We start from the raw sequence: 13,159 nt of genomic DNA, 5'->3' as shown, positions 1-13,159 counted from the left end.
TCCCAACCTTAAGGCAGCCTTAAGGTGGCGGGTACAGGGAGGGAGTGAACCTAGACGAGGATGTGATGCGCCTGCTGGTCGTGGAAGATGACGAGATCCTGTTGGATGGCCTGAAGGTCGGGCTACAGATGTGCGGCTTCACGGTTGACGCCGTGGTATCGGTGGTCGATGCCGACGCGGCCATTAAGGCCGACCGTTTCGACGCGGTCATCCTCGACCTCATGCTCCCGGACGGAACTGGTCTCGATGTACTTGCGAGGATGCGTCGATCCGGCGACCGCACCCCTGTTCTCCTCCTGACCGCGAAGGACGAGGTTGCCGACCGCATAGCAGGGCTGGACTTGGGAGCCGACGACTATCTCGGGAAGCCTTTCGATCTCGACGAGGTCGCTGCGCGGCTGCGCGCCATCGTCCGCCGTGGACACGGCAGAGCCACAGGACTTCTCGAATGGAAGGACGTGAGCCTCGACCCGGCGCGAATGTCCGCATCGCGTGCCGGCACGGCGATCTCCCTCTCGCGGCGGGAGTTCGTCATCCTGCAGGCGCTGATGGAGACGCCGGGGATCATCCTGTCCCGGTCGAATCTCGAGGAGAAGCTGTATGGATGGCAAGAGGAGATCGAGAGCAATACGGTTGAGGTTCACGTCCACAAGCTGCGCTCTAAGCTCGGCGCGAACTTCATCGAGACCGTGCGCGGTGCAGGCTATCGATTGAGGGCGGCGCAATGAACTCCATACGGATCAGGCTGTTTGCGATCCTCATTGCCACGACCGGCGCGGTGTGGCTCTTCGCCGCCGCCTGGATCTATGCGAGCACGCAAGCCGAAGTCGAGCGCGTACTTGACGCGCGCCTGATGGAAGCAGCGCGCATGGTGAGTTCGCTGATCACGGATCACCAGATCGATCCCTCTGCGGCAGCCAATGCGGCAACTGCCGATACTCCCCCTTCGCCATTCAAGGAAGCCGGCGGCAGCTACAGTCGGCAGCTCTCATGCCAGATCTGGTCGCTGCAGGGCAGCCTCGTCAGTCGTTCGGAAAGCGCGCCTGCGACCTCGCTCGCGAGCCACACGGACGGCTTCGAGGAAACCGAGATCGACGGAGAAAGGTGGCGCGTCTACGCCGTCGTCAATCCGGCGCTTGGCGTGCGCGTGCTGGTCGGCGACAGTCTTGAAATCCGAGACCGCCTGATCGGCGACGTCATCAAGGGACTCCTTCTTCCCGGCATCGTCATTCTCCCCGTGCTGGCAGCGTTGATCTGGTTGAGCGTAGGTCGTGGTCTTGCGCCGCTGACACGCATTGCTGAAGGACTTGCTGGCCGCTCTGCATCGGAGCTTCATCCCGTGGATGCTGGCTCCGTCCCGCGGGAGGTGCGGCCGGTCATTCGAGCGCTGAACAGCCTGTTCGGGCGCGTGGCCGAAGCACGAGACCGCGAACGGAGCTTCACAGCCTATGCCGCGCATGAATTGAAGACACCGCTTGCAGGTCTCAAGACCCAGGCGCAGATCGCCCTTCGAACCGACGATCCAGCCATCAAGCGCGAAGCTCTCTCCCGCATCTCCACCAGCGTCGACCGAACCAGCCGGATGGTCAGGCAGCTTATCGATCTTGCCGCCGTCGATGCATCGCAAGACGTTGCGAGCGATGACGAGGTAGATATCGCAGTTCTTGTCGGGGAAGTGGCATCGGAGCTGGAAAGCCAGCTCGCAGCGAACGACGTCCACGTGGCGATCGAACTTTCAGACCAGGCTCAACCCACCGTCATCCGGGGCGACAGGATCCTTGTTCGTCTGGCTATCCGCAATCTGATTGAAAATGCCATTCAGCATTCGCCAAAGGGCGGCGAAGTCAGGTGTCGCGTCCTCGCGAGGAATGACGAAGTCTGCGTTGATATCCTGGACCAGGGCCCAGGGATCGCGCAGGAGGACGAGAAGCGCGTCACGGAACGCTTCTTTCGAGGATCGAAGGCACAGGGTCATGGAAGTGGCCTCGGATTGTCGATCGTCCAGATGGCGCTCGATCGTCTGGGCGGAAGCCTGACCTTCGAGAGAGGTGCTCGCTGGTTTGTTGCGAGAGCGTCATTCCCGCTTTGAGAGACTCAGATCCGCGTCCAGTTGAAGCACCCGCCTCGCAGGATCGAGTTGCTGATCAGGAGTGCGCCGTGAGCGTAGAATTGGTTAGCATCTCCTCCACCGGAAATGTCGACAGCCCAAACGGTGTCAGACGCATCGGACCATATGAGCCGCCCGCGGCTTGCCTCTAACCCTGCCATCGCACCTGCGACGCTCACGTCGGGTCGGAACACGATCATCACGGTATCGTCGTCTGGAGCAGGTAGCGCTGCGAGAGGCGCTGTGATGAAGGTTGCTAAAGCAAGGGCGACCGGTCCGCCGGGGGTACGACGGCCCGAGCCACTTCTCTTACTGGACCTGCGCATCAGCAGCCCCAAAGCTAACGGTAAAAGACCGAAGGCGGCGAACCACAGCAAATCCCAGAACAACTGGTTTTCAACATCCATCCGGATCCTGTGGATCCCAAGTATCCAATGAGAAAGGACACTGTCGAGAATGTGCCAGACGCCGAAGCCGATCATCGCGTTTGCGAAGAGGAGCCTGTCTGCTCCGTGGGCAGCAAAAGAGCGCCTCGACCGCCACAGCAGCCAAAGCCCCGCCGCGGCTATAACGTACATGAGAGCGTGAAACAGACCGTCCGTCAGGATCAGGACGCGAATGTCCTGGCGTGCCTCTTCAATGCCGCTCAGGAGATGATGCCATTGGAGGATCTGGTGAAGCAGTATTCCGTCGAAGAAACCCCCCAGTGCAAATCCGAGCGCGTATCCTGCCCAGATCAGTGTTGCGGGGAAGCCCTGCTTCTCAGTTTCGTCTGGTCTGATGGCTGCCGTCATGCGCCACCTCGTCGGATTCCGACGGCTCGCAGGACAGTATCGAGCTTGTTGCCTTCTTTGGGGTCGAAGTCACCTCTGAGCGCCTTCAACGCGTATCGCTCCTGATTGATCTCTTCTGCCGTCCGGAAGCCCAGCCTGCGTAGAATCGGCAGCGGCGGGCACCAGCCTTGCATGGCGTGCTGGAACAGGAAGCCCGTTACGATTGCCGGCAGTGCAAGCCATCTTCGGTCCACAGTGGCCGCCAGCATCGTACCGGTGAATGCCAGGGTGGAAGCATTCGCCTCAAGCGTCCGCTCAAGGTCCCATTCCCGATCGAGTTCGGCCAGCCTCGCTGAGATCTGGTCGGGGTGCGTTTCGTAGTAGGCGAGCCTTTCTTCCATCTGCCAGCGAAGGCGGTTGTTGATCTCGTCGGATGTCTGGGCGCTGACCCGGTTCGCTGTCGTGGCCATGGTCTTGATCTCCTTTGCGCGGGAACCACAGGAAGACCACAAAGTTCCGTGACTGGTCTTGAAGACCATTCAATATATAATATATTAGAACGTATAACGAAACGTTCGCGGAGCTAGTCATGCCTGTAAAAAGTGTATCCGAGAAGCTTTCGATCTCGTCTCAGCCAACCGTCGAAGACATCCGTTCGCTGCGCGAAAACGGGTTCAAGACGCTTATCAACAATCGACCGGATGGCGAGGAGCCCGGACAGCCGGGAACAGAGGCAGAAGCTCAGGAAGCAAAGCACTGCAACCTGTCCTATGCGTTCATTCCAGTCACCGGAGGCACCATCACCGAAGCGGACGTGCGCGCCTTCCAGCGCGCGGTCGCTGGATCTGAGGGCCCGGTCTTCGCCCACTGCAAGAGCGGCACCCGGTCGCTGAGCCTCTACCTAATCGGTGAGGTCCTTGACGGCCGCATGCGGGCCGACGACGTCATCGACTTCGGACGCGAACGCGGCTTCGACACAACTGCCGCGGCGACCTGGATCAAGCAGCAGGCCTCCCGTCGGCCGCAGGTGAAGGGCTTTTTCGACAAGCGCACCTGGAGTGCCCAGTACGTGGTCTCGGATCCGGACACGGGCAAGTGCGCCATCATCGATCCCGTGCTCGACTTCGACGAGAAGGCAGGCGCGACGGCGACGATCAATGCCGACGCAATCCTCGACTACATTCGCGAGCAAGGCCTGACGGTCGAGTGGATCCTCGATACCCATCCGCATGCCGACCACTTTTCCGCCGCCCAGTACCTGAAGGAGAAGACCGGTGCCCGCACCGCCATCGGCGAGCGCGTGGTGGATGTGCAGAAGCTGTGGAAGGGCATCTACAACTGGCCAGAGCTTGCCACCGATGGCTCGCAATGGGATCGGCTCTTTGCTGACGGCGAAACCTTCAAGGTCGGATCGATCGACGCCAAGGTGATGTTTTCACCCGGACATACGCTTGCCTCCATCACTTATGTGATCGGCGACGCAGCCTTCGTGCACGACACGCTCTTCATGCCGGACAGTGGTACGGCGCGTGCCGATTTCCCCGGGGGCGACGCCCGTGGCTTGTGGAGATCGATCCAGGACATCCTCGCGCTCCCGGACGAGACGCGGATCTTCACAGGCCATGATTATCAGCCGGACGGTCGCGCACCGCGGTGGGAAAGCACCGTGGCCGAGCAGAAGAAGTCCAACCCGCACCTTGCTGGCGTGAGCGAGGAGGAGTTCGTGGCGCTTCGGACCAAACGCGACAAAACGCTTCCGATGCCGAAGCTCATCCTGCATGCCCTGCAGGTGAACATCCGCGGCGGGCGTCTTCCCGAGCCGGAGGCGAACGGCAAGCGCTACCTCAAATTCCCGCTCGATGCATTGCAGGGAGCAGCATGGGAATGAGCACGGACCTGAAAGCAATTTCGAAGGCGGGGCTTTCTCCGGGCGAGATGGCAAGCCGCGCCGAAGAGGTGGCAAACCTCCTCAAGACGCTGTCCCATCCGGCGCGCCTGATGATCGTCTGCACGCTGGTGGAGGGCGAGTATTCGGTCGGTGAGCTTGAAGAGAAGCTCGATCTCCACCAGCCACATCTGTCGCAGCACCTGACGGTGTTGCGTGGTTCCGGCATCGTCGCAACCCGGCGGGAGGGAAAACAGATCTTCTATTCCCTGACGGAGGAGAAGGCCGCCGAACTGGTTGCCGCCCTCTATGACATCTTCTGCGTGAAGGAAAACAGATGAGTGAATATCTTCCGTCATTGGCCGGCGGCATGCTGATCGGCCTGTCGGCGGTCATGCTGCTGCTCCTCAACGGACGGATCGCCGGAATCAGCGGGATCGTCGGCCGTCTCGCCCAGAGCGTCGGCCTGACCACCAACCTCGCCTTTGTGCTCGGGCTGCTGCTCGGCCCGCTGGTGTACCTGCTGTCATTTGGCGGATGGCCGACGGTGGAGATCACCGCAGGCTGGCCGCTGATCATCGTGGCCGGGTTGCTGGTCGGATTCGGTTCGCGGATGGGGTCCGGCTGCACCAGCGGGCACGGCGTCCTCGGGCTGGCCCGCCTGTCGCCGCGCTCGATGGTGGCTGTAGCCACGTTCCTCACATCGGGCGTCGCCGCTCTCGCGATCCTGCGAAGTTTCGGACTATGAACAAGAACATCTACCAGTTTGGAGCAGCACTCGGTTCCGGCATCGTCTTCGGCGTTGGTCTGTCACTTTCCGGAATGCTGAACCCGGCGAAGGTGCAGGGTTTCCTCGATGTCTTCGGTGCTTGGGATCCAAGCCTTGCCTTCGTCCTTGGCGGTGCCGTCGTCGTCGCTTTCATTGGCGTTCAGGTGATGAAGCGGATGCGACACCCGGCCTTTGACGACAGCTTCCATATCCCGACCAATCGGCAGATCGATGCGCCGCTCATCATCGGCTCCGCCCTGTTCGGCCTCGGCTGGGGCATCGGCGGCTTCTGCCCCGGTCCGGCAATCGCCTCGCTCTCGATCGGCCTGCCGCAGACGATGCTGTTCGTTATCGCCATGCTGGTGGGTATGACCTTCCACGACCGAATATGGAGCAGACGGACGTGACCACCTCAATCCTTGCGGCAGTCGGCTCCGGCGGGATCGTCGGCTTCATGCTCGGCCTGCTGGGCGGCGGCGGGTCGATCCTGGCGACGCCGCTCCTCCTCTACGTGGTCGGCGTAACCCAGCCGCATGTTGCAATCGGAACCGGCGCTCTTGCGGTCTCGGTGAATGCCTTCGCGAACTTCGCCAGCCACGCCATCAAGGGGCATGTCTGGTGGCGATGTGCCGCCGTCTTCTCCGCGCTCGGCGTTCTCGGTGCGCTCGGCGGCTCAAGCCTCGGCAAGGCGATGGACGGGGACCGGCTGATATTCCTGTTCGGCATCCTGATGGTGGTTGTGGGCGCGCTGATGCTCAAACCAGGGAAGGCAGTTGCGGTCGAGTGCCGTCCCGTCGACCTCCGGATGTGCCTCACCACCGCGGCCGTCGCATTGGCCGCGGGCACGGCATCCGGCTTCTTCGGCATCGGCGGAGGCTTCCTGATCGTTCCCGGCCTGATGCTGGCGACCGGCATGCCGATGATCAACGCGATCGGGACCTCGCTCCTCTCCGTTGGAGCGTTCGGGCTGGCGACGGCACTGAACTATGCCAGCTCAGGACTGGTGGACTGGTGGCTTGCTGCGGAATTCATTGGCGGTGGCATCGTCGGCGGCGTTCTCGGCATGCTGCTCGCCACGCGCCTCAGCGCCTACAAGAACATCCTCAACCGCCTGTACGCCGCGCTGATCTTCGTAGTCGCAGCCTACATCCTCTATCGCAACTGGTGGACGTCGATGATTGGCTGAGGGCGGCCAATCTTAAGGTGGCGATCCTGGCACCTGATTGCCATGCCGGCGTCGAGTGAACGTCACTATCCAGGATCCCGTTGCCAACGCGACAGGTACTCGGACAGAAGCAAGGACCGGCGCTGCCACATGCACAGGGACCGCTGCCTTAAGGTTGCCTTAAGGTGAGCACGTCAAGCGACAGCTTTTAAAGGAACTCCGATGCGCCGCTTCATTTTCACCAACCTCAAAACGACCCTGATGCTGTTCGCAGCGCTGCTGTTCGGTTCTGCACCACAGATCGCCGCAGCCGAGGATATCCCACAACCCCAAGAGTATCCCAGCATACTGAAGGCGATCGAGCAGCAGGGACTGACAGTCCTCGGAGAGATGAAGGTGCCAGGCGGTTTGAGAGCATTCGCAGCGAAAGCTGGCGCGCAACCACTTGCACTTTACCTCACCCCGGATGGCAAGCATGTTGTCGTCGGCGCACTTGTCGACGCAGCAGGACAGGATATGGCGGAGACCCAGCTCAAGGAGATGGTAGAAGCGCCGATCTCGGAAGAGGGCTGGCAAAAGCTTGAACGGTCCACATGGGTGAAGGACGGAAGCCCAAACGCGCCAAGGATCGTCTACGTGTTTACCGATCCAAACTGTCCCTACTGCCACCAATTCTGGAAGTCTGCCAGACCATGGGTCGAAGCGGGCAAGGTGCAGTTGCGGCATGTCATGGTCGGCGTGATCAAACAGGATTCGCCTGCCAAGGCGGCTGCCATTCTTGAGGCCAAGTCTCCTGAGGAGGCATTGGCCGAAAACGAACACAAGTACGAGGACGGGGGCATCGCCCCTTTGGAAACGGTCAGCCCCGCAATGGCGGAAAAGCTTGAGCACAATGCCACCCTGATGACCGAGCTTGGCTTTTCCGGCACCCCTGCGATCGTCTTCAGGAAGGCAGATGGTAGCATCGGACAGATGGCTGGTCTGCCTCAGGATGCCGCACTCGAGATGATCTTGGGTTCGAGATAGCTTAACCCGCTCCGCTCTTCTATGTCTGCTTTGGGCCGGGAGCGGAAGCTGGCTTTGACCGAGCTAGAAGCCCCGCGAAAAGGTGAGGGAGGTGAGGCCATGCGGGCCGACATTTTCTTCCAGGCGACGCCAGCCGAATGCCTCATAGAATGAGCGCTTTTTCGGCAAGGCGCATAGATAGGCAACATCATGGCCCAGGTCGAACGTCGCTTCTGCTGCGCGGCGGACAAGGGCCCTGCCAATACCCCGACGCCGGTGGTCGGCATCGACCCATATGGCCGCCACCCATGGAGCGTATTGCGGACGCTCCTCCAGGTCGCAGGAGATGATCAGGGCCGATCCGAGATAGGTCGCGCCCTCATGCGCAACGAGCCCGAAAGGCAGGGCTCCTTCGTCCAGCATTTCCTGCATGTGGCCGGCTACATGCTCGAGCGGATGGCCGGCGCCTTGCCACCAAGCCCGCCAGACACGATCTGCAATCGTGGGGCAGAAGCCCGGCTGATCACGCAAGTTCGAGATTGCGTACGGGCGCGACTGTGATCGTCGCATGCGTCCTCGTGAGCTTCGGTTGCTGGAATGGGCCCAGCGCGGATAAAATTGTGAGTTGCAGCTTACTTCATGGCTGATGTACTTCAACGGGTAGCGATCGTAAAGCGCTGCAATTTCTCGTGGCCCTCCGAAGAGAAGCGTCCGCGATGCTGGAGGCGCAACGACAACCTGCTGGTCGATTATGCCCCCGCTTGGAGAACGAGTTCGCTGCCAGAGGCGAGCATTGGGAGTTCTAACAGTCGCGGCCGAGTGGAGGTCAAGTGAAGGTCTTCTTTGATGTCGATGGCGTGCTGATTGATGGCTGGCATGCCGATATTGCCCGTCGCAAGCCGTGGGATGCAACGATCGAGGCCGACCTGGGCGACGACCGCGATGCGTGTCAGCTCCTGTTCTTTGGCACGCCCGGCAATCGATCTGCCTCGCCGATGTTCGAATGCGTTACCGGACGTCGTGACCTGAAGCAGGCTTTGGCGGCCATCCTTCCCGATGTCGGCTACAAGGGGAGCGTTGACGACTTCGTGCGCTACTGGTTCGAGAAGGACTCCAGGCTCGATCCCGATGTATTCGGTATAGTTCGGGAGCTCCGTGAGCGCGGCAGAGCCCAAATCTTCGTTGCGACCGGCCAAGAGCACTATAGAGCGGCGTACCTGTGGGACGAACTGGCTTTCTCCAACCATTTCGATCGGCTATTCTATAGCGCCCAAATCGGCGTTCCAAAGAAGGACTTGCGCTTCTTTGAAGCCATCAACCGCGCTCTTGGAACCGAGCCGGGAGAGCGCCCGGTGTTCTTCGACGATCAGCCGGAAATTGTCGACCTCGCCAACCGTGCCGGCTGGGACGCGGCAATATTCACTTCGGTGCGGGATATTCACCAGCACCCACGCCTAAGGCATCTTTGGGCGTAGCCGAAGGGATTGCCCACGATGCGCCGGCAACCTCGATCCACATTCTGCAGGCAAGCGCGCAGGATCTGGAGGCGATTGCACGCGTTCTGGTCGACACGTGGCAAAGCACGTTCCGCGGTCTGCTTTCGGACGAATTCTTGGAAGGCATGAGCTATGACCATCAATGAGAACGCCATGCCCGGACGATGCCATCCCGAGGATCGCGTATTCTGTCGCCGCGATAGCATCGCCCGCCTATGTAGAAATGTATATGCCGACCTAGTTTGGTTTGTTGTAGAGTAATGAACAACGGAACATCTTTGGAAACAGCTGCGGGCCCTGAGAAATCGAAGGAATCGACGGCGGCAGAAGACAGGCGCGAGATCCTGAACATGTTCGGCCGCTTCGTCGAAATCCAGCACGAACTTAAATCAAGTCTGCGGTCGCAGGCGGCACGAGCGATTTGCAATTTAAACCCGTCATAGACCATGCGAATGGTGCTGGAGACCCGCACACTGACTTGAATGGACCGCCGACGGCACCAACAGTCTCCGAGTTTGCTACGGCTGAACCAATGTGCAACCGAGAATACGATGAGGATCGCCGCTCTTGCATCGGCTGGCATTCTGATGGCTGCTGCATCCGACGCCCAAGCGTCGAATGGCATCGACATTGAGCGGTGGTGCGAGAATGATCCTGCCGTCGCGCTGGCCTACATCGAAGGAGTTATCGATGCGTATGCGACCGTAGGTCCTCCGATTGACTATTGCCTATCAGAAGGCGCGACATACGTGAACGTTCGCGACGTCGTCTGCAAATGGGTCAGCAACTATCCAGAGGAGAGACACAGGGCAGGCGCTTTGCTCGTGCCTGTGGCGTTGCGCGAGGCTTGGGCCTGCAAGGGCTAGTTGATCGGCAAGCACAGGATCAGGCGAAAAGGAAATCGCCGCTCGAAACGTTCGCAGCGCCGTTCGGACTCCTTCCCCACCCATGTTGCCGCTGGGAACCGATGATGTCCGGGCTCTCCTCTGCGCATGTGTCGATGATTTCTTGCAAGACGCTTCGCGGGATATGTTGCGTCGCTCGGTCATGGCCGAGGTGCGGCCATCCACTGGCATGCCGAACACGTAATGCGCCTGCAGCCAGAGCGGTCCATCTGGGCGGTCGGTGGGTGGAGTTACCGTCGGCCACACGATGGTGCCAGGCCAGCTACGTCTCGCTGCAGTTTCCGACGTCGCCCGTTCCGGCACGCGGGACGCGACAAGGCGATAGCGGCGTCAGTACCCAGGAGTTCAACCCTTCTCCTCGCTTGCTTCCGGGTGGGTTCCATCCGATACGGAGCCTGGATGAGGATCGCTGACGACCCTGTCGTCTTTGCCGCCTGTGTTTTCGATGGGCCTTTTAGGCGGCGATCGCCGCTTGCTTGTCTTCGATTCCGGTTCCGTCCGTTTCAAAGGCACCTCCTCTGGCATTAACGTCACTCCGCTGCAGTTGTCCAACAAATTAGGCTCGAAAACGTTCCGCCGAGAGCGGCAGCTATCGCGTGCTTCTCAAGACAAGTCAGCGCTCGCGCGTACGCATCTTCGCCGACATGAAAAATCATCTAAAGCTTGTGGATATCGCTGGTCGGATGGCGACGGACGCCCGAAATCGTGGTGGATTGCAATCGACGAGGAGCAACGTGCCGCGGAGCTCGCTTTCCTGAAATCGGAGATCAATGGGAAGAGGCGACCCACCCCTAAAAAGGCTGACAACGTTTGATCGATACAAGTCTGATCGGCATGACATTGACAAGCATGCCACGGCAAGCAGTTTGCGCAGGCTCACTACCGCGATGGCGGTGCAGTCTCGAAAGGTGTGAGGAAGGGACAGCGGCAGCAGGATCACCGTCCGGCGTGCTCAAGGTTGGATCACTATGAAATCAGCATGGAAATTCATTGTCCAACTGACGTCGCGTCGAGCGTCGGCGAAAGCGCAAGACAGTTCGACTGGCAATGACACCGATCCCAAGGCCCTCGAGAGCGAAGTGGAACATGCGTCCGCACTTCTACCCAGTTCGAAGCTAGAGTCGAGTGCATCCGATAAGGCGAAAGGTGGTGACAGTGTTGCGCAGGTAATAAGACCGCCGATCGATGATGCACAAGCTCACGCACCGGCGCGTCGTGAAGCTGACGATACGGTTGGCGAACGGCCTTCGTTGGTACGAAAAAACGCGGCAAGCACAAAGTCGCAAACGAAAGCGCGGATTAAACGACGAGAACGTGGGGAGAAGGCCACGCGCAAGTGGCTGCACAGACCCCTGTCACCGCAACGGATCATCCAAGCGTGCAACTCCCGTCTTCACGGGATCTGTTCTTTGATGAAGTGACAACACTCGACGCAGAAATCAAAATGCTGAGGAACCAGCTCGCTCAAAAGCTTCGTCTGCAGAACGTTCAGCTCAAGAAGATGCTCGAGCGCTTCGGTGTTTCGTGAGCGTGGCGACGCTCCGAGGCACGTAGTTGAGACGACAGCTCGTAGTCTTTACTCCCCGTTGATCGTCACACTGCAGGCATAAGCCTAACATCAACCATCCGTAAAACAGGACTCTTGTGCTTGAGTTGACTCTGGGGTGCTCTCAGCAGAAAACAGGCAATGACCAAAGGAGGGAACTGTTGATGGCTGACGAAAGTAACACGGGACCGATTGCTGCAACTGAAGCGGCGAACGCAGAAGTGAAAGCACCGACGACCAAGAAGCAGAGGTCGGCCCGGCGCCCAAAGACGGCTGCCGAACCAGTGCAAGCTTCATCAAAGGCGTTGGCCGCGAAACCCAGGAGGTACAGCGAACAGGAGAAGAGCGAGAAGCTCAAGCTGATTGAGACGCAAGTCCAAGGCAACAGTACCCTCAAAGACGCTATCAAGAGCGCCGGCATATCGGAGCAAACCTACTATCATTGGAAAGCCGCTGCGAAGGCCGTCAAGCAAAGCGACACTAAGGGTATTAAGGGCACCAGGCCCGTGCCGGCCGGCGATGAGTTGGCAGACCTTGTCCAACTCGAAGAGGAAAACCAAAGGCTCCGCAAGCTACTGGCGGAGAAGCTGCGGGCGGAAAACGCCGAACTGCGCAAAAGACTTGAGCTGGATTGACTTAGAATTGCAGGCGTTGGTTCTTCAGCGGCCATCCGGCCCTGCGGTACGCCGGCAATAATTTCTCGATAGACCGGGCATAGCCGCGATGGGCCTCTTGGACGGCCAGTGGCACGCACGTAAGCTGCGAAGTTGGCGACGCGAAGGACGCGGCGCCGCTTCGGGTGCCGGGCAGTTGAAGTGTGCCGGGAGGAGCTGTATTTGTCCGCCAACAGTAGCGCCGATCGGCGTTGCTCTTTTTACGGCACTCAGGGATCGAGAGTACATGAAAACGCCACAGCGGAGTTTCGTTGTCGAATTCAAGTCGGGGCGGCGACAGTCAAAAACTCGGACGAATTCCATCTGGGGGGACACTGACCTTAAGGCAGTGGCCCGCGAAGTAGAAGACAAGGTCCCGCATCTCTTCAAGTCAGATAAAGCCCCCGGAATACCTGAAGCGGATGACGCGGCTCCAACTGATCCCGTGACGGCGAATTTCGCGAACGAACCCGCAGGCGATGACATTTCTGACCAAGCAGCGCCAGGGTCGGCCGACGGTACGGAAATTGAAATCGCGAAGCAGCATGAGTCCGATCGCCCGGCTAACGAAGCTGTTGCGCAAGTGCAGGACAGTCAGCAGACATCGCAGCCGACAACAACATCGAAGCGCACACCTCGAAAGCGCGTCGGCCGGCGCCCTACTCACGCGACTACGCGTAGCTCAATGGCCGCATTCGAGGATTCCAAGACTGCCGCGGATTCGATCTCGTTCGACGAAGTGGCCGCCCTTGATGCTGAAAACAAGCGGCTTAAGCGGCTGTTGGCCGAACAACTTCAGAGACAAAACCTGCAGCTCAAGAAGATGCTTGAGCGGTTCGAGGTCACCTGAAGACA

17 protein-coding genes and 1 pseudogene are annotated in these 13,159 nt (G+C 59.8%); 15 read left to right on the top strand and 3 right to left on the bottom strand.

Translation table 11 applies throughout. The features are described from left to right. Nucleotides 1–65 precede the first annotated feature (65 nt). Together ACFHWW_RS18210 and ACFHWW_RS18205 are read left to right on the top strand one after the other, a co-directional pair. A complete protein-coding gene (locus ACFHWW_RS18210) occupies nt 66–728 on the top strand; it encodes a response regulator (RefSeq protein WP_379939863.1) in 663 nt (220 codons plus the stop codon). After that, nucleotides 725–2,089: an ATP-binding protein gene (locus ACFHWW_RS18205; protein ID WP_379939793.1), complete on the top strand. Its 1,365-nt coding sequence runs from the start codon at nt 725–727 to the stop codon at nt 2,087–2,089. The genes ACFHWW_RS18210 and ACFHWW_RS18205 overlap by 4 nt, the downstream gene beginning before the upstream one ends. Nucleotides 2,090–2,094: 5 nt before the next feature. Here ACFHWW_RS18205 and ACFHWW_RS18200 read toward each other — a convergent pair whose 3' ends face one another. Together ACFHWW_RS18200 and ACFHWW_RS18195 are read right to left on the bottom strand one after the other, a co-directional pair. Continuing rightward, nucleotides 2,095–2,901, bottom strand: coding sequence for a DUF2243 domain-containing protein (locus ACFHWW_RS18200; RefSeq protein WP_379939791.1), 807 nt, complete (start codon nt 2,899–2,901; stop codon nt 2,095–2,097). After that, on the bottom strand, nt 2,898–3,350 hold the full coding sequence (locus ACFHWW_RS18195) for a hypothetical protein (RefSeq protein WP_379939789.1): 453 nt from the start codon (nt 3,348–3,350) through the stop codon (nt 2,898–2,900). The genes ACFHWW_RS18200 and ACFHWW_RS18195 overlap by 4 nt, the downstream gene beginning before the upstream one ends. Nucleotides 3,351–3,469: 119 nt before the next feature. On the opposite strand from ACFHWW_RS18195, the gene blh reads away from it, so the two are divergent. The 6 genes from blh to dsbG all read left to right on the top strand — a co-directional run bounded on the left by blh (nt 3,470) and on the right by dsbG (nt 7,725). Next, nucleotides 3,470–4,768 carry a bifunctional sulfur transferase/dioxygenase Blh gene (gene blh, locus ACFHWW_RS18190; RefSeq protein ID WP_379939787.1) on the top strand — a complete coding sequence of 433 codons (1,299 nt, stop codon included), beginning with the start codon at nt 3,470–3,472 and terminating at the stop codon, nt 4,766–4,768. Next, nucleotides 4,759–5,106, top strand: a complete 348-nt coding sequence (gene bigR / locus ACFHWW_RS18185; RefSeq protein WP_379939785.1) for a sulfite-sensing transcriptional repressor BigR — start codon at nt 4,759–4,761, stop codon at nt 5,104–5,106. Before blh ends, bigR begins: the two co-directional genes overlap by 10 nt. Next, a complete protein-coding gene (locus ACFHWW_RS18180; protein ID WP_379939783.1) occupies nt 5,103–5,513 on the top strand; it encodes a YeeE/YedE family protein in 411 nt (136 codons plus the stop codon). Before bigR ends, ACFHWW_RS18180 begins: the two co-directional genes overlap by 4 nt. Then, nucleotides 5,510–5,941, top strand: coding sequence for a DUF6691 family protein (locus ACFHWW_RS18175; protein ID WP_379939781.1), 432 nt, complete (start codon nt 5,510–5,512; stop codon nt 5,939–5,941). Before ACFHWW_RS18180 ends, ACFHWW_RS18175 begins: the two co-directional genes overlap by 4 nt. Next, nucleotides 5,923–6,720, top strand: a complete 798-nt coding sequence (locus ACFHWW_RS18170) for a sulfite exporter TauE/SafE family protein (RefSeq protein WP_379939779.1) — start codon at nt 5,923–5,925, stop codon at nt 6,718–6,720. The genes ACFHWW_RS18175 and ACFHWW_RS18170 overlap by 19 nt, the downstream gene beginning before the upstream one ends. A gap of 201 nt (nt 6,721–6,921) precedes the next feature. Further along, a complete protein-coding gene (gene dsbG / locus ACFHWW_RS18165; protein WP_379939777.1) occupies nt 6,922–7,725 on the top strand; it encodes a thiol:disulfide interchange protein DsbG in 804 nt (267 codons plus the stop codon). A 63-nt stretch (nt 7,726–7,788) separates the two neighbouring features. Here dsbG and ACFHWW_RS18160 read toward each other — a convergent pair whose 3' ends face one another. Further along, nucleotides 7,789–8,274 carry a GNAT family N-acetyltransferase gene (locus tag ACFHWW_RS18160; RefSeq protein WP_379939775.1) on the bottom strand — a complete coding sequence of 162 codons (486 nt, stop codon included), beginning with the start codon at nt 8,272–8,274 and terminating at the stop codon, nt 7,789–7,791. A gap of 260 nt (nt 8,275–8,534) precedes the next feature. Between ACFHWW_RS18160 and ACFHWW_RS18155 the strand changes: the two genes are divergently transcribed. From ACFHWW_RS18155 to ACFHWW_RS18125, 7 genes and pseudogenes are all read left to right on the top strand, one after another. Next, nucleotides 8,535–9,179 carry an HAD family hydrolase gene (locus ACFHWW_RS18155; RefSeq protein WP_379939773.1) on the top strand — a complete coding sequence of 215 codons (645 nt, stop codon included), beginning with the start codon at nt 8,535–8,537 and terminating at the stop codon, nt 9,177–9,179. Beyond that, nucleotides 9,170–9,346, top strand: coding sequence for a hypothetical protein (locus ACFHWW_RS18150; protein ID WP_379939771.1), 177 nt, complete (start codon nt 9,170–9,172; stop codon nt 9,344–9,346). The genes ACFHWW_RS18155 and ACFHWW_RS18150 overlap by 10 nt, the downstream gene beginning before the upstream one ends. A gap of 405 nt (nt 9,347–9,751) precedes the next feature. Continuing rightward, entirely contained in the window at nt 9,752–10,066 is a 315-nt protein-coding gene (locus ACFHWW_RS18145; RefSeq protein ID WP_379939769.1) for a Rap1a/Tai family immunity protein, read from the top strand. A gap of 511 nt (nt 10,067–10,577) precedes the next feature. Beyond that, nucleotides 10,578–10,919 carry a hypothetical protein gene (locus ACFHWW_RS18140; RefSeq protein WP_379939767.1) on the top strand — a complete coding sequence of 114 codons (342 nt, stop codon included), beginning with the start codon at nt 10,578–10,580 and terminating at the stop codon, nt 10,917–10,919. A gap of 154 nt (nt 10,920–11,073) precedes the next feature. Beyond that, nucleotides 11,074–11,633 (top strand): annotated as a pseudogene (locus ACFHWW_RS18135) (hypothetical protein). A gap of 182 nt (nt 11,634–11,815) precedes the next feature. After that, nucleotides 11,816–12,286 (top strand): transposase, encoded by a 471-nt coding sequence (locus ACFHWW_RS18130; RefSeq protein WP_379939765.1) that lies wholly within the window; start codon nt 11,816–11,818, stop codon nt 12,284–12,286. A 265-nt stretch (nt 12,287–12,551) separates the two neighbouring features. Next, complete coding sequence (locus ACFHWW_RS18125) at nt 12,552–13,154, top strand: hypothetical protein (protein ID WP_379939763.1); 603 nt, start codon at nt 12,552–12,554, stop codon at nt 13,152–13,154. The last annotated feature ends 5 nt before the right edge of the window (nt 13,155–13,159 follow it).

Source organism: Sinorhizobium sp. P24N7, assembly GCF_042436655.1.
GTDB classification, from domain to species: Bacteria; Pseudomonadota; Alphaproteobacteria; order Rhizobiales; family Rhizobiaceae; genus Sinorhizobium; species Sinorhizobium meliloti_A.
The sequence above is the reverse complement of the archived record's forward strand: the minus strand, read 5'-3'. Positions and strand labels throughout refer to the sequence as shown.

Excerpts from the sequence above, each read along its gene's own strand:
- ACFHWW_RS18130 (WP_379939765.1), top strand. The coding sequence starts at position 11,816 with ATGGCTGACGAAAGTAACACGGGACCGATTGCTGCAACTGAAGCGGCG.
- bigR (WP_379939785.1), top strand. The coding sequence starts at position 4,759 with ATGGGAATGAGCACGGACCTGAAAGCAATTTCGAAGGCGGGGCTTTCT.
- ACFHWW_RS18200 (WP_379939791.1), bottom strand. The coding sequence starts at position 2,901 with ATGACGGCAGCCATCAGACCAGACGAAACTGAGAAGCAGGGCTTCCCC.
- ACFHWW_RS18170 (WP_379939779.1), top strand. The coding sequence starts at position 5,923 with ATGGAGCAGACGGACGTGACCACCTCAATCCTTGCGGCAGTCGGCTCC.
- ACFHWW_RS18210 (WP_379939863.1), top strand. The coding sequence starts at position 66 with ATGCGCCTGCTGGTCGTGGAAGATGACGAGATCCTGTTGGATGGCCTG.
- ACFHWW_RS18160 (WP_379939775.1), bottom strand. The coding sequence starts at position 8,274 with ATGCGACGATCACAGTCGCGCCCGTACGCAATCTCGAACTTGCGTGAT.
- dsbG (WP_379939777.1), top strand. The coding sequence starts at position 6,922 with ATGCGCCGCTTCATTTTCACCAACCTCAAAACGACCCTGATGCTGTTC.
- ACFHWW_RS18195 (WP_379939789.1), bottom strand. The coding sequence starts at position 3,350 with ATGGCCACGACAGCGAACCGGGTCAGCGCCCAGACATCCGACGAGATC.
- blh (WP_379939787.1), top strand. The coding sequence starts at position 3,470 with ATGCCTGTAAAAAGTGTATCCGAGAAGCTTTCGATCTCGTCTCAGCCA.
- ACFHWW_RS18205 (WP_379939793.1), top strand. The coding sequence starts at position 725 with ATGAACTCCATACGGATCAGGCTGTTTGCGATCCTCATTGCCACGACC.
- ACFHWW_RS18145 (WP_379939769.1), top strand. The coding sequence starts at position 9,752 with ATGAGGATCGCCGCTCTTGCATCGGCTGGCATTCTGATGGCTGCTGCA.
- ACFHWW_RS18175 (WP_379939781.1), top strand. The coding sequence starts at position 5,510 with ATGAACAAGAACATCTACCAGTTTGGAGCAGCACTCGGTTCCGGCATC.
- ACFHWW_RS18125 (WP_379939763.1), top strand. The coding sequence starts at position 12,552 with ATGAAAACGCCACAGCGGAGTTTCGTTGTCGAATTCAAGTCGGGGCGG.
- ACFHWW_RS18180 (WP_379939783.1), top strand. The coding sequence starts at position 5,103 with ATGAGTGAATATCTTCCGTCATTGGCCGGCGGCATGCTGATCGGCCTG.